The 17,986-nt window shown below is 68.4% G+C and carries 15 protein-coding genes and 1 pseudogene; 4 read left to right on the forward strand and 12 right to left on the reverse strand.

Going from position 1 to position 17,986, the window contains the following annotated elements:
- Window positions 1-47: 47 nt before the first annotated feature.
- From pip to ypfJ, 3 genes and pseudogenes are all read right to left on the reverse strand, one after another.
- Entirely contained in the window at window positions 48-1,013 is a 966-nt protein-coding gene (gene pip / locus MIAR_RS11295; protein ID WP_285635549.1) for a prolyl aminopeptidase, read from the reverse strand.
- 83 nt (window positions 1,014-1,096) lie between these two features.
- Window positions 1,097-1,255 (reverse strand): annotated as a pseudogene (locus MIAR_RS11300) (neutral zinc metallopeptidase); the annotation flags it as partial.
- A gap of 114 nt (window positions 1,256-1,369) precedes the next feature.
- On the reverse strand, window positions 1,370-2,245 hold the full coding sequence (gene ypfJ, locus MIAR_RS11305) for a KPN_02809 family neutral zinc metallopeptidase (protein WP_285635552.1): 876 nt from the start codon (window positions 2,243-2,245) through the stop codon (window positions 1,370-1,372).
- A gap of 969 nt (window positions 2,246-3,214) precedes the next feature.
- On the opposite strand from ypfJ, the gene MIAR_RS11310 reads away from it, so the two are divergent.
- Window positions 3,215-4,204, forward strand: a complete 990-nt coding sequence (locus MIAR_RS11310) for a malate dehydrogenase (protein WP_285635555.1) — start codon at window positions 3,215-3,217, stop codon at window positions 4,202-4,204.
- A 78-nt stretch (window positions 4,205-4,282) separates the two neighbouring features.
- Window positions 4,283-4,756 (forward strand): recombinase family protein, encoded by a 474-nt coding sequence (locus MIAR_RS11315; RefSeq protein ID WP_285635557.1) that lies wholly within the window; start codon window positions 4,283-4,285, stop codon window positions 4,754-4,756.
- 122 nt (window positions 4,757-4,878) lie between these two features.
- On the opposite strand, the gene MIAR_RS11320 is transcribed toward MIAR_RS11315, so the two are convergent.
- The 3 genes from MIAR_RS11320 to eccCa all read right to left on the reverse strand — a co-directional run bounded on the left by MIAR_RS11320 (window position 4,879) and on the right by eccCa (window position 9,655).
- The gene (locus MIAR_RS11320) at window positions 4,879-5,169 is read right to left on the reverse strand and encodes a WXG100 family type VII secretion target (protein WP_285635560.1); all 291 of its coding nucleotides are present in this window, start codon (window positions 5,167-5,169) and stop codon (window positions 4,879-4,881) included.
- A gap of 20 nt (window positions 5,170-5,189) precedes the next feature.
- On the reverse strand, window positions 5,190-5,501 hold the full coding sequence (locus tag MIAR_RS11325; RefSeq protein ID WP_285635563.1) for a WXG100 family type VII secretion target: 312 nt from the start codon (window positions 5,499-5,501) through the stop codon (window positions 5,190-5,192).
- A gap of 158 nt (window positions 5,502-5,659) precedes the next feature.
- A complete protein-coding gene (gene eccCa, locus MIAR_RS11330) occupies window positions 5,660-9,655 on the reverse strand; it encodes a type VII secretion protein EccCa (RefSeq protein WP_285635566.1) in 3,996 nt (1,331 codons plus the stop codon).
- An 86-nt stretch (window positions 9,656-9,741) separates the two neighbouring features.
- Between eccCa and MIAR_RS11335 the strand changes: the two genes are divergently transcribed.
- Both MIAR_RS11335 and MIAR_RS11340 read left to right on the forward strand, forming a co-directional pair.
- Window positions 9,742-11,079, forward strand: a complete 1,338-nt coding sequence (locus MIAR_RS11335; RefSeq protein WP_285635568.1) for a hypothetical protein — start codon at window positions 9,742-9,744, stop codon at window positions 11,077-11,079.
- On the forward strand, window positions 11,076-12,599 hold the full coding sequence (locus MIAR_RS11340; RefSeq protein WP_285635570.1) for an FHA domain-containing protein: 1,524 nt from the start codon (window positions 11,076-11,078) through the stop codon (window positions 12,597-12,599). Before MIAR_RS11335 ends, MIAR_RS11340 begins: the two co-directional genes overlap by 4 nt.
- 221 nt (window positions 12,600-12,820) lie before the next feature.
- Here MIAR_RS11340 and MIAR_RS11345 read toward each other — a convergent pair whose 3' ends face one another.
- The 6 genes from MIAR_RS11345 to MIAR_RS11370 all read right to left on the reverse strand — a co-directional run bounded on the left by MIAR_RS11345 (window position 12,821) and on the right by MIAR_RS11370 (window position 17,964).
- Entirely contained in the window at window positions 12,821-14,116 is a 1,296-nt protein-coding gene (locus MIAR_RS11345; RefSeq protein WP_285635572.1) for a hypothetical protein, read from the reverse strand.
- Window positions 14,117-14,132: 16 nt separating this feature from the next.
- A complete protein-coding gene (locus MIAR_RS11350; RefSeq protein WP_285635574.1) occupies window positions 14,133-14,483 on the reverse strand; it encodes a hypothetical protein in 351 nt (116 codons plus the stop codon).
- A 125-nt stretch (window positions 14,484-14,608) separates the two neighbouring features.
- The gene (locus MIAR_RS11355; protein WP_285635576.1) at window positions 14,609-15,421 is read right to left on the reverse strand and encodes a DUF2510 domain-containing protein; all 813 of its coding nucleotides are present in this window, start codon (window positions 15,419-15,421) and stop codon (window positions 14,609-14,611) included.
- A 122-nt stretch (window positions 15,422-15,543) separates the two neighbouring features.
- Complete coding sequence (locus tag MIAR_RS11360; protein WP_285635578.1) at window positions 15,544-16,332, reverse strand: DUF2510 domain-containing protein; 789 nt, start codon at window positions 16,330-16,332, stop codon at window positions 15,544-15,546.
- A gap of 79 nt (window positions 16,333-16,411) precedes the next feature.
- Entirely contained in the window at window positions 16,412-17,170 is a 759-nt protein-coding gene (locus tag MIAR_RS11365) for an FHA domain-containing protein (RefSeq protein WP_285635581.1), read from the reverse strand.
- 2 nt (window positions 17,171-17,172) lie between these two features.
- Complete coding sequence (locus MIAR_RS11370; RefSeq protein WP_285635584.1) at window positions 17,173-17,964, reverse strand: hypothetical protein; 792 nt, start codon at window positions 17,962-17,964, stop codon at window positions 17,173-17,175.
- Window positions 17,965-17,986: the final 22 nt, after the last annotated feature.

Here is a 17,986-nt window from a genome sequence, read left to right on the forward strand (position 1 = left end):
TCGACGCGTACTGGGGGTCTCGGCGGGCGGGGGACGGAGCAGGGGATCTAGAGCGAAGCGAACCGGTCGGTCGCGGCGCGCAACGCGGCGGCGATGCCCGGCTCGGATGCCGAGTGCCCGGCGTCGTCGACGATCACCAGCTCGGCCTCGGGCCAGGCGGTGTGGAGATCCCAGGCGGTCATCATGGGCGTGCACACGTCGTAGCGTCCCTGCACGATCACCGCGGGGATGTCGCGGATGACGCCGACGTTGTCGATCAGCTGACCCTCCTCGAGCCAGCCGCCGTTGACGAAGTAGTGGTTCTCGATCCGTGCGAACGCCGTGGCGTGCGCGGCATCCGTCGCCTCGTCGACGTGCTGGGGATCCGGGCGCAGGGTGACGGTCGACGCCTCCCACTTGGTCCACGCGACCGCAGCGGGCACATGCACCTCCGGGTCGGCGTCGAACAGACGGCGGTGGTACGCCTCCATCATCCGAGTGCGCTCGACCGGCGGGATGACCGCCTCGTAGTCGGCCCACAGGTCGGGGAAGAGCGCTGCCGCGCCGCCCTCGTAGAACCACTCCAGCTCGTGCCGGCGCAGCGTGAAGATGCCGCGCAGCACCAGCTCGGTCACGGCCTCGGGGTGCGACTGCGCGTATGCGAGCGCGAGGGTGCTCCCCCACGATCCGCCGAACACCTGCCACTTCTGGATGCCGAGGTTCTTGCGCAGCAGCTCGATGTCGGCCACCAGGTGCCAGGTCGTGTTGTAGCGCAGATCGGCGTCCGGCTCACTGGCGTGCGGCGTGCTGAGCCCGCATCCGCGCTGGTCGAACAGCACGATCCGGTACACCTCCGGATCGAAGAATCGCCGCTGCCAGGGCGAGGTGCCGCCACCGGGACCGCCGTGCAGGAAGACGACGGGCTTGCCGTCGGGATTCCCGCTCTGCTCCCAGTGGATGCGGTTGCCGTCGCCGACCAGCAGGTCGCCGGTCTCGTACGGTTCGATAGGCGGATACAGTCCGTCAAGTTCCATGATTCACTCCCCCGAGTGCCCGTGGCTCGGGCCTCTTCACCGTATCCCGAATCCGGTATACCGCGTGGGAGAACCGCCTGTGATTACAGCTTGTCGCCGGCGACCTGGAACGTGTCGCAGACGTTGAGGCCGTTCTTGTAGCCGTTGGCGAACCAGTACTCGCGCTGCTCGCTGGTGCCGTGGGTGAAGCTCTCCGGGTTCACGAAGCCGGACTGCTCCTGGATGTGGTCGTCGCCCACGGACGCGACCGTCACCGCGCTCTTTCATTGTGCGCGGTCTTCGGGTTCAGGATCTCGACGCCCCTTCGCGCGTCCGGCTACTTCGAGCCCCGAGGGAAGATCGTTGCCCCACGATGATTAAAGCCTAACGCCCGGCGCGAAAGTATCACAGACACCAAGTCCATTCACGTAACCGTTTGCAAACCAGCCTTGGCGCTGCTTACTGGTGCCATGGGTGAAGCTTTCAGGGTTCACGAACCCGGAATTGCCCTGGATGTGGTCGTCACCCACCGAGTAGGCTGCATTAACCGCATCTGACAACTGTTCATCTGTCGGTGTTTCCAGGTACGGTCGCCCTTGCGGGTCTTTGGATTCCGTGACGTCCTTCAGCCAGGCTCCGGCATAGCAGTCGGCCTGCAATTCCGTGCGAACACTGTTGCTTTCTGGGCCCGGGCCATTGTCGGGATGCTTCTGCATTGTGCCCGTGATGTTCTGAATATGGTGACCCCACTCATGACCAACCACGTATAGTTGCGCCAATCCGCCGGCTGACGCGCCGAACTGCTGTTTCATCAATTGAAAGAAGGTTGGGTCAATGTACACACCTTGCTCAGGCGGACAATAGAATGGCCCTACGGCATTCGATGCGGTGCCGCATTGCGTCTGCGTCTGGCCGTCGACGACCCAAAGCTGCGGCTTCACATAGCCGTCAACGCGCTTGCTCCAGTAGTCGTTGAGCAACAGCTCTGCGCCCCCCAATCGGCAATCGTCGCGACTATTGGCATCCGTACCGGTCAAACAGTCGGTCAAGGCACTTGCGTCCCCCGCCCTCGGTGAGCCATCGTCCTCAGTCGCACCTCCAACCAAACCAGAGAGGTCCACACCCAGTAGCGGTCCGACAATGAGGGCGAGGATTCCGAGCACACCCACGCCACCACCTGCCGCGATAGCCGTGGTCCTACCGCGACGGCGGACAGTGTTTCCCGAGATATCGGCGTCCGGATTGAAGGTCATGCAGAAACGGTACCCCTAGAGCCTGTTGATGCGCTCGTCTGACGCGGATTCTGCGCCAGCGTATCCGCTCCTCGAAACACTGACATGCGTGCTCTCTGCTGCCGCCACGCACCGCCGATCCTGCAACGCCGCAGCGCCAGTGCATCCGCGGGCAAGCTGCCAAGCGCGCTCCTTTTCAGCGAGAACGGATCTCGGAGCGCTCCAGCTTCACGTACAGCTGCGCGGGTCATCCGCAACGGGACGGACGATGGGCCCACGAGCGAAAGCCGTGGGCCCATCGTCTAGTTCATCTTCGCGACGAGGCGCGGTTACATATGCCCCGGGAGCCTCCTCCAACTACCACTAGGGCAGCTGTTAGGTCCAGTGTAAGAACCATACATGTAGTATGCAATCCCGTCGGGACCTTGCTTACGGAGGTTCATATTCCATCCGAGCTGGACGATGCACGCATCCGGATTGAATATCCCACCCGCATTAGCGACAGGAGCCGTTATGACCGCAGAACCCATTACCAGCGATGCAACCAAAAGAACGTTGGCAAACTTCTTTGAAATCTTCAATTCTCGCACTCCCGGTCGATTAATCAATGAGATATCCAATAAAGTACCAAGACCCTCCGGCATACCCGCATGGTTCCGTCGAATATCTGCCCTGATGTTCGATTACTTTACGCTGAGTCTCGCACGCACTTTTTGAAGTGAACCCTTTCCATAATTCAATTGTGCTTGCGTTCGCGGCAGTCGGCGTGGCAGCCACAACCATAATTGTTGCGGCGATCATCAAACTAATTAGCGTCTTCTTCATACCCCCCCTTTAGTGATCCGACGCAGATCTATGACATTTCGCCCACTTCGACGTATGCCTCCTTGTCGGCTGAGATCGCAGCGTAGCAGAGCCGGGTTCCCGTGCACCCCAGCGGGCCCCTTTCACCCGCTCGAGGCCGGATGCGGGAAGCGTAGGCTCGGAGTCATGGCGACGACGATCACGATCACGGGAGCCGGCGGACAGATCGGCTACGCGCTGCTGTTCCGCATCGCGGCGGGAGACATGCTCGGAGCGGGCGAATCGGTGCGGCTGCGGCTGCTGGAGATCCCGCAGGGCCTCAAGGGCGCCGAGGGTGCGGCTCTCGAGCTGCAGGACGGCGCGTTCCCACTGCTGGAGCACGTGGAGGTCACCGACGATCCCGCCGTCGCGTTCGAGGGCGCGAACCACGCCCTGCTCGTCGGAGCACGGCCGCGCGGTCCCGGCATGGAGCGCGGCGACCTGCTCGCGGCGAACGCCGGCATCTTCGGCCCGCAGGGCGCCGCGATCGCCGCGCATGCGGCATCCGACGTCCGTGTGACCGTCGTCGGCAACCCGGCCAACACCAACGCGCTCATCGCCGCGTCGTCCGCCGACGGGCTGCCCGCCGAGCGCTTCACCGCCCTCACCCGGCTGGACGAGAATCGCGCCAGGGCGCAGCTCGCGCAGACCCTCGACGTCCCCGTCGCCGGCATCCGCCGGGTCCCGATCTGGGGCAACCACTCCGCCACGCAGTTCCCCGACGTCTCGCACGCGACCGTCGACGGCCGGCCGGCCGCGGATGCCCTGGCCGCGCGCGTCGGCGACACGACGGCCTGGCAGGAGCAGACCTTCATCCCCCGCGTCGCCAAGCGCGGTGCCGAGATCATCGAGGTGCGCGGATCGTCGTCGGTGGCGTCCGCGGCGAGTGCCGCGATCGACCACGTGCGCGACTGGGTGCACGGCACGGATGACTGGACGAGTGCGGGCGTCGTCTCGCACGGCGAGTACGGCGTGCCCGAGGGCCTGATCTGCTCGTTCCCCGTGCAGTCGATCGACGGAGGCTGGCGGATCGTCGAGGGCCTGGAGCTGGATGCCTGGGCGCGCGCCCGTGTGGACGCGTCCGTCGCGGAGCTGATCGAGGAGCGCGACGCGGTACGCGCACTGGGACTGCTCTGACCTCGCGCCCCTTCACCGGCACGCATGTCGGCGGACTCGGGCAGAATGGGAGCGCAGAATGGGAGCGGAGGTGCGTTCATGAGTGACGTGGCGAATGCGAAGGGCACGGGCTCGGTCGAGCAGGGCCTGGAAGCCGCTCTCACGAGCCCGCTGCACCTGCCGCACGCCGCGGCGACGTGCCCGCAGTGCCTGGCGAACGAGAAGCACGACTGGTGGTCGGCACGCCCCGAGGGCACCCGCCTGGTCGGGCTGGTGGTGGCGCGCGACGGGATGCCATCGGTGACCCAGCAGCGTGAGGATCTGACGCGCTTCGGCGTGCCGATCGAAGGCTTCCGGCATCCGGCGCCCGAGATCCTGGAGAGCTGGGGCGACCGGCTGGCCCGGCTGATCGAGACGCTGCGCGCGGGCGATGTGCTCGTCGTCGCCAACGTGCACGCGCTCGGCCGCGACCGCGACGAGGAGTCGCGCACGGTGGCGGAGCTGCGTCAGCGCGGCATCATGGTCAAGGTGCTGGGCCACCACGCCCGTCATCTCGCCGATGCAGAGAGCTGACGCTTCGACAAGCTCAGCGACCCACCCCTGGTACGGCCAGCGCCCGCACGACGAGAAACCGGCTGCCATCCCCGAAGGGATGACAGCCGGTTCAGAACGCGTGAAGCGTCAGTGACGGAATGTCACCAGCGGTTCGTGTTGCGGTTCTCGTTGGCCTGGCCGTCTGCCGAGTCCTGCGAGACCTGACGACCGATGTCGTTCAGGAGCGCCTTCATCTCGGTCAGTGCAGCATTCCACTGCGCCTTGGCCTGGACGTAGGCCTCGGAGGCCGAACCGGTCCAGTCGGCCTGGAGAGGCTTGAGCGCGTTCTCCATGTCGTTGAGCTTGTTCTCGATCTGGTTCGCGCTGCCGACCAGGTCTGCACCTGCTGCGTCGACGGCGCCGAACTGCATCTTGTAGCCGTTACCACCCATGTTGTTCTTCCCTCCGGGTCTCAGCCGAGACGGCCCATGAACTTGTTCTGCGACTGCGCAGAAGCATCGTCGGTCTGCGTGTACGCCGACTGGGAGTCGCGCAGGTTCTGCTCGAATCCGTCGAGAGCGTTCGTGATGCGGCGGGACTTCTCCTGCCACGCCTGGAACGTCTGCTGGAATGCCGCGGAACCGGAGCCGGCCCACGACGAACCGATGCCCGAGAGCTTGTTCTGAATCGAGTTCAGCTCCCCCACGATCTCGGCCTTCGACTGGTTGACGATCTGGGCGCCCCGCTGAAGAGCACCATCCGCTGCAGAGACTTCTCCGCCCACGGTCACCTCCTGGTCCTGAGGGCTTCTGTCAGCCCCGATTGCTTCAGCCCCGGAGGGGCCGTGTCCCCGATGCCCGGCGACTAATAACACCTTATGGTCCCCGCTGGGGGATGCCTATGGGTAGCTCTGCCCACGCAGATCTGCCCATCGGCATCCGCTCACAACTGGGACGGCGGCGCGTACGCCAGCTGCATGATCTGCAGCCCGCGCTCGCGGGTGATCACCTTGGCGCGGCCGGCGACGGCGGGCGACGCCTTGATGTTCCCGATCAGCGGCCCCTCGTCCGGGCTTCCGGAGAGCATGATGCCGGGCGATGCGAGGTCGCGCAGCGTCTGCATGACCGGCTCGAAGGTGGCACGCGAAGCGCCGCCCGATCGCCGCACCAGCGTCAGATGCAGACCGACGTCGGTCGCCTGCGCGAGCAGGGGCTGCAGCACCGCGATCGGGTTGCCCGACTGGGTGTTGACCAGGTCGTAGTCGTCCACCAGCACGTACACCTCGGCGCCGGTCCACCACGAGCGGTCGCGCAGCTGCTGCGGCGTGACGTCGGGGCCGGGGAGGCGGCTGCGCAGGTACTCGGTGAGCCCCGCGAGCTCCTCGGTAGCCTGCTGCGCGGTCGTGTAGTACCCGGCGAGATAGTCGTCGGGGATCTCCGACAGCAACGCACGACGGTAGTCGACGACGAAGAACTGCGCGTCCTTCGGGCTCGCGGTGCGCATGACCTCGCGGGCGAAGGTGCGCAGGAAGCTCGACTTGCCCGACTGGCTGTCGCCGAACAGGTAGAGGTGCGGGTTGCGGCGGGTGTCGAACGCCGTGGGCGCCAGCTCCGCCTCGTCGACGCCGAGCAGCACCTGGTTCTGCAGCGGCGTGCCTGCCGCGAGCTGCTGCAGCTGCGGAAGCTCGAGCATCTCGGGCAGCAGACGCAGCTTGGGCCCCTTCGGGCCCTTCCAGGCCGCGTTCACGTGGTTGATCAGGTCCTCCACGCCCTCGCTGAGGGTGTCGGGGTCGCCGGAGCCGTCGATACGCGGCAGCGCCGTGAGCATGTGGTGCTTGGACGGCGCGAGACCGCGACCGGGACGACCCAGCGGCACGTTCGCGGCGACCTTGCGGTCGATCTCGGAGTCGCTGGTGTCGCCGAGGCGCAGCTCGAGCTTGGAGCCGAACGTGTCCCGGATCGCCGTACGGAAGTCCATCCAGCGCGTGGTGGTGACGATCAGGTGCACGCCGAAGGTGAGCGCCCTCCCGGCGAGCGACTGGATCTCGAACTCCATCTCGTCGAACTCGGCGCGGATGGTCGGCCAGCCGTCGATGATCAGGAACACGTCGCCGTAGCCGTCATCCGCCCTGCCCTGCGCGCGCAGGCGCCGGTACGTCTCGATCGAGTCGATCGCGTTGGCGGTGAAGTAGCGCTCACGGGCGTTGACGATGCCCACGACCTCCTGGAACATGCGTCGCAGCACGTCGGGCTGGTTGCGACCCGCGACGCCGGCGACGTGCGCCATCTTCGAGAACGGCACGAACGTGCCGCCGCCGAAGTCCATCACGTAGAACTGCACCTCCTGCGGAGTGTGCGTCAGGGCGATGCCGGTCAGCACGCTGCGGGCGAGCGTGCTCTTGCCGCTGCGCGCACCGCCGACGATGGCGAGATGGCCACCGGCGCCGACCAGGCTCATGGTCAGGCTGTCGCGGCGCTGCTCGAGCGGGCGGTCGACGATGCCGAGCGGGATCGTCAGCGGGCCGGCCTGACGCCAGCGCGGCGAGATCAGGCCGAGCTGCGGGTCCTCGACCAGGTCGCCGAACATCTCGTCGAAGGTGGCGGGCACGTCCAGCGGCGGCAGCCACACCTGGTGCGCAGGCACGCTGCGGCCCTTCATCAGCGAGACGGCGATGTCGAAGGTCACGCGCTTCTCGGGCGCCTCGGCCCCGCCCGCTTCGGGAACGGCCTCGGGCTCCTCCACCGTCTCCTGCACGATCACCGGCGCCGCGGTGAAGGCGCGCGCCTCGATCGCGCGGACCGGCTGCTCGAGCTCCGCGGCCTCGGGCGCCGAACCCGGGCGCCGGCGGCGCGTCTTCGGCGGCGCGGAGACGTAGGCGGCACGGAACTGCGTGAGGGTCTCGGCATCCGACTTCAGGATGCCGTGACCGCCACCACCGGGCAGGGTGAACGCGTCCGGGACGCCGATGACTGCACGCGAGTCAGCACCGGAGAACGTCTTGAGGCCGATCCGGTACGACAGGTGCGAGTCCAGTCCGCGCAGCTTGCCCTCCTCCAGCCGCTGGGTGGACAGCAGCAGGTGCACCTGCAGCGAACGCCCCAGACGTCCGATCGCGACGAAGAGCTCGGTGAAGTCGGGCTTGGCCGACAGCAGCTCGGAGAACTCGTCGGCGACGATCAGCAGCGCGGGCAGCGGCTTCAGGTCGGTGCGACCGCCCTTGCGCGCGGTCTCGTAGTCGGTGACGTTGGCGAAGTTGCCTGCGTCGCGCAGCAGCTCCTGACGGCGGGTCATCTCACCCTGGATCGCGTCCTGCATGCGATCGACGAGCGTGAGGTCGTCGCCGAGGTTGGTGATGACCGCCGAGACGTGCGGCATGTCGGCCATGCCGGCGAACGTCGCACCGCCCTTGAAGTCGATGAGTACGAAGTTCAGCGCCTCGGAGGAGTGCGTCAGCGCCAGCGAGAGCACCAGCGTGCGCAGCACCTCGGACTTTCCGGATCCGGTGGCACCGATGAGCATGCCGTGCGGGCCCATACCCTGCTGGGCGGATTCCTTGATGTCCAGGATCATGGGCTGACCGGTCGCCGTCAGACCGATCGGAACGCGCAGGCGGTCGCGCGCCGAACGCGGCTTCCAGGCCACCTCGGGGTCGAAGTCGCGCACGTCGGGCAGACCGAGCAGGTCGGTCAGCTCTGCCGAGATGGTGCGCGCGCCGCCGCCCGCGGCATCCTCGTCCTGCGCGGACTCGCCGAGGCCGGTCAGGCGGCGGGCGACGGCCTCGGCCGACGCGATGCCGAGGAAGTCGGGCGTGGCCTGCACCGCCCCGTAACCACGGCGGGCGACGGTGAGCTGCGAGCCGTTCTCACCCTCGATGATCAGGCGGATGGTGAGCTGATCGGTGAGCTCGGCCCAGTCGCGTGCGATGTCGATGACGGTCACGCCGTCGACGCCGCCCTCCTCGGCGAGCGGATGCCCGGCCGGCAGCTCCACGCCATCGGTCACGATCACGAGGTGCGGAAGCGCGGTGCCCCCGCGTCCGCTTGCGACACCGCGGGACCGGATGTCCACGACCAGGGGCTCGATCTCGTGCCAGGACGAGCCGATCCGGCGAGCGCCGCCCACGGCATCCGTCATGCTGTCGGACTGGGCGTGCGGGAGCCACTTCGCCCACTCCCAGTACGGCAGGTCGGTGCCGGCCGCGATGACCGCGATCTGCAGGTCCTCCGGGGCGGCGAAGGTCGCCAGGTGCGCGACGATGGCGCGGGCCAGACCGCGTCCGCGCACCGTGTCGCCGACGATCTCGAGCCGGCCGCAGGTGCCGAGGTCGAGCCCGAAGGGCAGGTCGGGGACCTGGTCGTGCGTGAGCACGAAGCGATGCGCGGCGGAGGCGCTCACCGGGTCGAGCTGCGCGAGCGCGGGGATCGGGGCCTCGTCGAGGGTCATGGCCAGCGGCTGCGTGGCCGTGCCGATGCGGGCGACGAGGAACTCCGGGCTGCCCGTGGTGTGCTCCCAGACCCGGGAGCCCTCCTCCACGATGAACGGCAGCGTGTCAGGGGCCGGCAGCATCCACTCCTCATAGCGCCGCTGACGGGTGGCGACCTCGCGCACCGCATCCCGGGTCTCGGCGAGGTAGGCGAGGTACTCGCGACGGGTGTTCTCGACGTTGGTGGAGTGCTGCGACTTCTGCCGCCACATCTGGCCGCCGACCATGGACAGCGCCATGAACAGGAACATCCCGCCCATGATGTACGTGCGCGTGGCGTCGCCGCCCTGAGTGAGCGAGAGGACCGCGACGGACCCGAGACTGCCCACCATCGGCAGGGCCATCATCAGGGTGTTCGAGGCGCCTTCCGGTTTGGGCAGCTCGGGAGCCTGCTGCAGAGTGAGTTGGCCGCCGGCCGGCGGTTTCGGCGCACGGCGGATGCTGGTGGTGCTCACGACTGGCCCTCCTCAAGTCGCCTACTATCATGTCAGGGATGCCGACATGAACCGGTGTCGCACGGAGGAACGTCGAGGGGCGGGGGATGTCAGCGAAGACGATTCGCCTCACCGTCGCCGACGCGCACAGCCGTCACGACCTGGTGGTCCCGGCCGATTCCACGGTCGCCGAGCTGCTGACGGTCGGCGGCGTCGATCTGCAGCGCTACGTCGGAACCACCACCTCGGGTGCCGCCATCGAACTCGACAGCGAGGTGTCCGCCACCCCCGGCGACGGCGGCGTGATCTGGCTGTTCGACCGCACTGCTGCAGCCGAGACCGGCAGGGCGGCGCGATCCGCGAAGGAGGCCTCACCGGCCGTTCGCTCGCGCCAGCACTGGACGCTGCTGGCGCTGCTGCTCGCCATCGCCCTGGCGATGGTGGCCTGCACCGTCATCTCCCCCGGCCCCGTGACCATCTCGGTGTCCGCAGCCGTGCTTCTGGCGGGCGCACTGGTCATGCTCGGGCAGCCCGTGCACGGCCGGAACACGTATGTCGCCTACTTCGCCCCCACGCTGGCCGCGGCCGCCGGCGCACTCGCGCTCGCGTCGTTCACCGATGCCGGCGCGATGATGGCGGCGGGTGCCGTCGCGGGCGCGACCGTCGCATGCGCCCGGCACGCTCTCACCCGCGCCCACGGCCGGATGTCGGCAGGCAGCACCGCCGTCATCGCGGTGATCTGGTCGGTGCTCGCCGTGGTCAACGCGGCCGCCTTCATCGCAGGCATCCCCGCGGCCGTGATCGCCGCAGTGCAGGTCGCCGCGGCGGCGCCGCTCTTCCACTACATGCGCGGGTCCGCACTCGAGGTGGCCGCGGACGACCTGATCGACACGCCCTTCGTGATCCGCGATGCCCAGGGGATCCGCGCGCGTCCGCCGGCCGAGCCCTCGCCTGTGCACGCCGCAGGAGCCGCCGGGCAGTACCGGCTGGCACGGTGGCGCTCCGAGGCGGGCATCGTGATGGCCTGCGCGCTCGCGCTGCTGTCGAGCCTGTACGCGGTGCCTGCATTCGCGAACGGATCGATCGAGGGCTGGTGCGTGCTGGGCGGCACGCTGGGCATCGGCTGCTACTTCCTCCTCACCTCGCGCAAGCTGCGCGACGGCCTGTCGCGCGGCGCCGCCCTCGCCACGGGCACCGTGCTGGCCGTGCTCGCGACGGCGACCCTGATCACAACGCTGCAGTTCAGCGCACTGCTCGTCGCGGGCATACTCGTCCTGGCGGGGACGATCGTCGGATGCCTGACCGTCCCGCTCTCGTCGGATTGGCGCTCCCTGGGCTGGTCGCGCACCGGCGACATCCTGGAGGGCCTGACGCTCGCCCTCGGCCCCGCCGCGCTGCTGTACGGCTCCGGCATCGCCGGACAGATCCTGGAGGTCTTCTCATGACCCTCGCCCCTCCGATGGCACCCCCGTCGCGCGGGGGCGCGGTTCCGCCCGGTCGCGGCACGGCTCTGCGAGTGCAGGCGACGGCCGGTCAGCGCGCCGGCGCGTACCTGATCGACTTCGCGATCGTGGCGATCGTCGCGGTGCTCGTCTGGCTCGTGAGCGGGTCGCTGGTGCTTCCCGCCGTCGTCGTGATCGAGCTCTGGGCGATCGGATGGATCTGGGAGGGCCACACCGGGGGCACCCCCGGGAACCTGATCTGCGGCATCCGCACGGTCCGTCGCGACTCCGAGGTGACCCTCGGCGCGAGCAGACTGTTCCCCCGCAGTCTCGTGATGGGCGTCGCGCACATCATCCCGATCCTGCTGCCCGTGGGGCTCGCCGCCTCGGGTGCGCTCGACGGTATGGCCGGCGCACGGATGATCGACGTGCGCAAGGCGCGCCTGGCACCGGCAGGCGCGGGCCGCACGCCTGATCTCGAAGCACGCGTGATCGGAGCCGGCGTTCCGGGAGTCATCGGCTCGGAACGCGCCCTCATCACGAACACACCGCTCGCACGCACGCCCGCCTCGCAGGCGCCGGGTGCGGCGACGACGGGCGTCGCAGCGGCAGCATCCGCTCCCGTCGCACCGGCGCAGCCGCACGTGCCCGATGCGGGGACCGTCCCGGTGTTCGAGCTGTCGGACGGCACGGTGATCCGCGCGACCGGCCTGGGCTTCATCGGACGCGCACCCCGCGCACCCGAGTCGATCCCGGATGCGATCCTCGTGCGCGTCCCGGACGGGGCCCGTTCGCTCTCGCGCACGCATGCCGCCTTCGGCATCGAGGACGGCGACCTGTGGGTGCAGGACCTCGGCTCCGCGAACGGCGCATCGGTGCGCCACCTCGGCGGCGGCGTGACCGACCTGGCATCGCAGACGCCGTACTTCCTGGTGCCCGGTGATGTCCTCGTGCTCGGAGGTGACGCCGAGCTGGCCTTCCGCCGCGTCGTGGACCGTTCCGCACCGTCGGCGCCCCGACCGCAGCCGACGTCCGCGCCGATGCCGACGCCTGCTCCGGCGATTCCCGCACCCGCTCTGGCAGCGCCGCCCGCCGAAGCGCCCTCGCTCGAAGAGGCGTCGGCGGAGACGGTGATGGCAGCCCCCGCCCCGCAGGTGGCCGAGCCGCCCGCTCCCGCTGCACCGGCAGCAGCAGTCGTCGCCCTGCAGTTCCAGGACGGCACCACGGTGCCCATCCGCGGCATCGGCTATATCGGCCGCGCCCCCAGTCTCCCCGCCGGCGAGCGTCCGGACGCAGCGCTCGTCGCGGTGCCGGACGGCGACCGCTCGGTGTCGCGCACGCACGGCCGGTTCGGCATCGTGAACGGACAGACCTGGTTCGAGGATCTGGGCTCGGGCAACGGCTCCACTCTCCGCACGGGCGACGGTCGCTCGGGCCCGATGACCCCGCACCAGCGCTTCGGCCTCGTGCCGGGCATGGTCCTGCAGCTGGGCGACTGCGTCATCCGCATCGTCGAGGGCTGAACTCGAGCCGAGGGACTCGCAGTTCCACCCGCGTCCACGCTCGCGCGATGTCGCCGGCGACGCGCCGACCGGATCCTCGTCACGTCACGGAGGCACGGTCCCGATGCGGACGCCCGAACGCGCGTCCAGCGCGTGCGTCAGGGCTGAGTCGTCCGCTCTGCGCAGAAGAAAGCCGCCCACCCGCGTGATGCGAGTGGGCGGCTTTCTCGTCTACGTGAGACTCACCAGCCGAGCTCTTCCCGCCCATCGGACGTCGAGCTGCCGGCGGAGCCCGCGGCACCGAGATCCGGCTCGACGCCGTCCTCCTCGGGATCGACCGAGAACGCGAACAGGTCCTGGCCACGACGACGCTTGCGCTTGTCGCCCTTGCCGCCGCCCGCAGCACCGCCACCGGCCATCATGCCGCCACGGCCACCGGCGCCGCCGGACTGCGCGACCACACCGCTGGCTCCGGCACCACCAGGGCCACCCGCAGCGCCGGCTGCGGCGCTCATGCTGTTCAGGCCACCCATCGCACCGAGACCACCGGCACGAAGGCCTCCGGCCAGAGCCGCACCGCCGACACCTGCACCGCCGACCAGACCGCCGACACCACCGGGGGTCGGTCCGCCCACGCCGCCCGTCAGGGGGCCGCCGGGGCTGACGACTCGCGGGCCGCCGGGACCGCCGGGGCCACCGGGAACCGTGCCGTCACCGCCGCCGTCGATGTTGGGCGGGTCGTTGGGGTCGTATGGCGGGTCGTACGGGGGACGATGCGGGGGATCCACGACGTAGTGCGGCGGACGCGGGTCCACCACGTACTGCGGCGGACGCGGGTTGTCCGTGCCACCGGTTCCACCGGGGCCGATGTACTGACCGCCGCCTGAGCCGCTTCCCGAGCCCGTGCCGTCAGTGCCACCGCTCACACCGCCGTAGTTCGAGGAGCCGTCTCCGGTGCCGTCACCGCTCGCCGGGTCCTCCGGCGGAGGCTTGGGCGGGTCGTAGTCGGATTCCGGCATGCCGTCGATGATCTCCTGGAGCCGCTTGTCCAGCGCGGCCGCCATCTTGCGGGCTGCCTCCTCCTGTTCAGCCTCTGCCTGATCCGCGTAGTACTGCTTCGCCTCGGCCGGCGTCATCGTGACCCCTGGAGAGACCTGAACAGGGCTCTCCGTCTGAGTCGCCATGTCCAGAGTGCTCTGCTGCTCGGCGGTCAGACCGGTCGAAGGAAGTCCCTTCACCGCGGATGCCGTGTCCTGAAGCGCCTGATGCGCCTGCGCGATCGACTTGTTGAGCGCGGCCTGGTAGTCGGTGAACTTCTCCAGCTTGTCGCGGATGCCGAGAAGCCCGGACTTGATCGTGTCCCCCAGCTTCCCTTCGAAGCCGTCAGTCTGAGCGGCCTTGCGCATGTTGACCGACGCGGAGTCGACCGAGCCGCCCATCACCGTCCGCTGAGTGTCCTGGACGGCGCGGAAAGCCGCGGCCACGATGCTTTCCCGATTGCTCTCCAGCCGGCCGAGCCGTTCGACGTTCTCTCCCATGTCTCATCTCCCCCAGTCAGATCGGCATCGGCTTGTAGTGGCCGATCGTGCCGACCACGCTCACCAGTTGCGCCGAGAAGGCATCCTTCGACTGCTCATCGAGGAGCTTGGTCTCCTTGATGGCCTTGTCGAGGTTGACCGCCGCCTCATCCACTTCCTTGCGGATGTCCTTCAGCCACTTCACACTGGCGTTGTACTTGCTCGTCAGCACCTCCGCGAGCGCGACGGACTTGCCATCGGCCGTCCATATCAGGCTCGTCTGCCCTTCGCGAAGGCTCTCAGATGCCTTCTCGCAGCTGTCCAGCAGTTCTTTGCATTCGGCGATCAGCTTCAACTGGCTGTTCGCCATGGACTCGTCGAGCTGCATGATCATGTTCATCGCGATTCCCCTCCGGTCAAGCTCCACAAGATCGTAACGCGCGGGCCGTCAGGTATCCATGGGGAGCACTGCCCACTCAGATGGATGACACGCCGACGGTCACGATGATCGCGTCATCCGTACACGCACTGAGTTCCGGCATCGATCAGGACCGACTCGAAGGCATCCGCCTCGTCCCCGGCCGTCTCCTCGGTGATGACCTCGCCTGCCGCGACGTGGCTCAGAAGCGCGTCGGAGAGATCCGAATCGTACAGGTGCTGTCCGATGCAGGCGGAGGCCTCGGGCGTCGTGAACTCCTCGAATCCTGGTTCGCCCTGCAAGCCGATGACCAGGCCCTTGCCGATCGCGTCGGCTGACGGGCGGCCGTCGCTGTCGCCGGTCGCGGGCGGCTCGGAGGGCTCGCCGGCCGGGGTCGAGGACGGTGCCGTCGGCAGATCCGGAACGGGGATGTTCGCGATGGCGGTCGCAATGGTGATCGTCAGCACGATCACGCCGACGATCCCTCCGACGATCGACAACGCGATGCCGACGATCGAGGGCCACTTCACCGTGCCGCGCTTGAACACCGCGATCAGCGACACGACGAACGCCGCCAGCAGCACGAACGCTGCGATGCCGAAGGTCACGACGTTCGGGATGCACGCAAGGACCGTGCCCAGCACGGCCAGTCCGAGGCCGATGAAGCCAAGAGTCGACGACTGCTTCGGAGCAGCAGGCTCTGCGGCAGCGTACCCATGTGCAGCCGGAGCCGCATAGGCGCCGGAAGCCGCCACAGGAGCCGTCGCGTCCGGGCCCGGTGCAGACGGCGCGGAGTCACCGGCGGAAACGTCGTCGCCTGCGGGTGCGTAGTTGTCCGTCCACTGCGAACCGTCCCACCAGCGCTGCCGCCCGGAACCGTCGTCATACCAACCCGCCGGAGTGCTCATCCACATCCTCCTCGTCGAAACCATCCGCACGCCTCAGACGCACAGCCCCCATGACGCGAACGCGTCCCTATGTGTATATCAGGCGAACCCGAAATGAGCCCGGTCCGCTCCTTGGGCCATCGTCAACCGCGAGGGTCGCACGCGGAGGTGGCGTCCATTCCGATCTGGATGGCGTGCTCCCGCACCGTGCCCGTCGTGTTGTCCACGCCCTGAGTGAGGTCCTGCAGAACCTCGTCGGGCAGATCCGAGTCATAGAAGTATCCGCCGACGCACGTGAAGAACTCGGGGTCGTCGTCGAACTGGTGGTAGCCACCCTCATTGAGCATCACCTTGTATCCCTTGCCGATGGCCTCGGGTGAGGGACGTCCAGCACTGTCGCCGGTCGCGGGCGGGTCGGACGGCTGCTCACTGAACGTGGACGTCGGGAACGGCGATGACGCGGCATCGATGATCGCCGTGGTGAGCGTGAAGATCACGACGGCGGTGAAGACGATCGCCCCCACGATCCCGCCGATGATCGACAGGCAGATGCCCACGATCGACGGCCACTTCGCGGTGTTCTTCCGGAACACGGCGATGAGCGAGATGATGAACGCGGCGATCAGCACGAGCGCGCCGAGAACGAAGGTGATCAGCAGCGGGGTGCACGCCAGCGCCGTGCCGAGCACGGCAAGCCCCAGGCCGACGAAGCCCAGCGTCGGCGGCTGCCGAGGCGCGACCGGCGTCAGCGCCGGAGCGTATCCCGGCGCCGCGTACTGCGCTGCGACGTATGGCGTCGATGGCGTCGCCATCGGCGATGCACCGCCCGTTCCCGCATCCGCGCCCGGTGCGTACTGGTCGGTCCACTGAGAGCCGTCCCACCAGCGCTGTCGTCCGGAGCCGTCGTCGTACCACCCGGCCGGAGTGCTCATCCGTGTCCTCCTCCTCGCGCTGGATGCGCGATCCGCTTGCGCGCGGAACGCATCTGTCGTGTCTACCGGTATGCCGGTGTCAGAGCGTCGCTCCGACGGCATCCTGAGCCACGAACGCGTCCAGCAGCTCGAGGTCCTCGGCCGTGACGATCCGCGCGCCGACCGCGTGCTCGACGATGCGCGAGCGCGCGGAGGCGAGCAGCTCTCCCTGCGCGTTGCGCTCCAGGCCCTGGATACCCATCCGAGCGAACTTGCTGCACAGCGTGCCGACGCGGCGCTCCAGCTTCTCGAGCGGCCAGCCCAGCCGGACCGCGACCTCCTCCATCGACGGCAGCTGCACGGCGCCCTCGGCATCCGGACGCAGCATCGGCTCGGCGAGCGCCGTGAGCAGGATCCGCTGCACGGGCGAGAGCATCTCGGTGACCCCGTCCGTCCCCGCACCGGGATTCCACGAGGTGGAGACCTGGTAGTACGGGGCCTCGGCCGCGAGCGACAGCTCGTAGGTCGTCTCACCGGCGGTGAACATCACCGTCGTCGCACCGAACACCAGCGGCATCGTGGCACCCGGCGCGAGCCAGGCCTGCGCCAGTCCGTCGGCCGAGGCGACCGACGCGGTCAGCCCTGACCCGGCGTTCGTGAGCCACCACATGCCGTCGCGCTGCGCGATCTCGAGGAACCGCCGGTGCACGTACGGGTTGTCGTCGATCGAGAGGTCCGTGCCACGCCCGATCACGAACGTGGCCCCTGCGGGGATGCGCTCGCGACGTCCGCCGAAGTCGAGCAGCAGGGCTCCGCCCTGTGCCGTCTCGGCGCCCCCCGGCTGCGAGAGATCCGTCATGCTCACGCCGCCGCGTGACGCGGCCAGGCCCCACCGGGGAACGCGCTCGTCGACGCCAGCGCGTTCGTGACGTTGACCACGAACGACGACGTGGCCTGGCTGGCCGACGTGATGGCGCTGATGGCATCCACCAGGAAGGTGATGAACAGGCCGACGGCGCCCACGATCGTCACGATCGCGGCCGGCGCCGTCACGACACCCGCAAGCTCGGCGGCGGTTGCGATCACGCCGACGACCAGAGAGCCGACAGCGCCGAGGAAGCCGATCCAGAAGTTCTCGATCGCGCCGGCGAAGCTGTCGAGCTGGGTGTTGATCATCTGGCACTTCGAGAGCACGTCGTCCGCGGCCGGCTTCTGCTGGTCGACACGGAGCCGGTAGGCGTTGTAGGCCTTGCCCTCCCAGTTCCCGGTCGTCGGCAGTGCGGTCGGCAGCAGAGTGGAGGTGCACTGCTGCGCCGGCGTGCCGACGCTCTGCACCCAGTCCAGCCCCGTGCTGCGCAGCGTGGACGGGCTTCCGACGTAGGCGAAGACCTGCGCGGCCTTGTCGATCGCCTCGTTCACCTTGGCGAACATCTTGTCGAGCCAGGCGTTGATCCGCTCCATGATCCCGTCGGGAAGCACGAGGTCGAGCAGACCGGAGATCCCGCCGTTGATGATGTCGACGACCGTGTCGATGAAGCCGGTGAAGCGGTCGAAGTCCGACTTCGACTTCTCCGCGTTCTGCGCGGTCGTGTCATTGCCGTCGGCGTGCCTGCGGCTCGAGGAGCGGCCACCGCTTCCAGTGTTGCGAGTCATGTCAGACCTTCTTCCTGCTTGT

It is taken from the genome of Microbacterium arabinogalactanolyticum, assembly GCF_030268005.1.
GTDB lineage: Bacteria > Actinomycetota > Actinomycetes > Actinomycetales > Microbacteriaceae > Microbacterium > Microbacterium arabinogalactanolyticum.

Bases quoted from the DNA above. Each gene is read 5' to 3' on its own strand.
- pip (WP_285635549.1), bottom strand. From the start codon at position 1,013: ATGGAACTTGACGGACTGTATCCGCCTATCGAACCGTACGAGACCGGC.
- ypfJ (WP_285635552.1), bottom strand. From the start codon at position 2,245: ATGACCTTCAATCCGGACGCCGATATCTCGGGAAACACTGTCCGCCGT.
- MIAR_RS11310 (WP_285635555.1), top strand. From the start codon at position 3,215: ATGGCGACGACGATCACGATCACGGGAGCCGGCGGACAGATCGGCTAC.
- MIAR_RS11315 (WP_285635557.1), top strand. From the start codon at position 4,283: ATGAGTGACGTGGCGAATGCGAAGGGCACGGGCTCGGTCGAGCAGGGC.
- MIAR_RS11320 (WP_285635560.1), bottom strand. From the start codon at position 5,169: ATGGGTGGTAACGGCTACAAGATGCAGTTCGGCGCCGTCGACGCAGCA.
- MIAR_RS11335 (WP_285635568.1), top strand. From the start codon at position 9,742: ATGTCAGCGAAGACGATTCGCCTCACCGTCGCCGACGCGCACAGCCGT.
- MIAR_RS11340 (WP_285635570.1), top strand. From the start codon at position 11,076: ATGACCCTCGCCCCTCCGATGGCACCCCCGTCGCGCGGGGGCGCGGTT.
- MIAR_RS11345 (WP_285635572.1), bottom strand. From the start codon at position 14,116: ATGGGAGAGAACGTCGAACGGCTCGGCCGGCTGGAGAGCAATCGGGAA.
- MIAR_RS11350 (WP_285635574.1), bottom strand. From the start codon at position 14,483: ATGCAGCTCGACGAGTCCATGGCGAACAGCCAGTTGAAGCTGATCGCC.
- MIAR_RS11355 (WP_285635576.1), bottom strand. From the start codon at position 15,421: ATGAGCACTCCGGCGGGTTGGTATGACGACGGTTCCGGGCGGCAGCGC.
- MIAR_RS11360 (WP_285635578.1), bottom strand. From the start codon at position 16,332: ATGAGCACTCCGGCCGGGTGGTACGACGACGGCTCCGGACGACAGCGC.
- MIAR_RS11365 (WP_285635581.1), bottom strand. From the start codon at position 17,170: ATGACGGATCTCTCGCAGCCGGGGGGCGCCGAGACGGCACAGGGCGGA.
- MIAR_RS11370 (WP_285635584.1), bottom strand. From the start codon at position 17,964: ATGACTCGCAACACTGGAAGCGGTGGCCGCTCCTCGAGCCGCAGGCAC.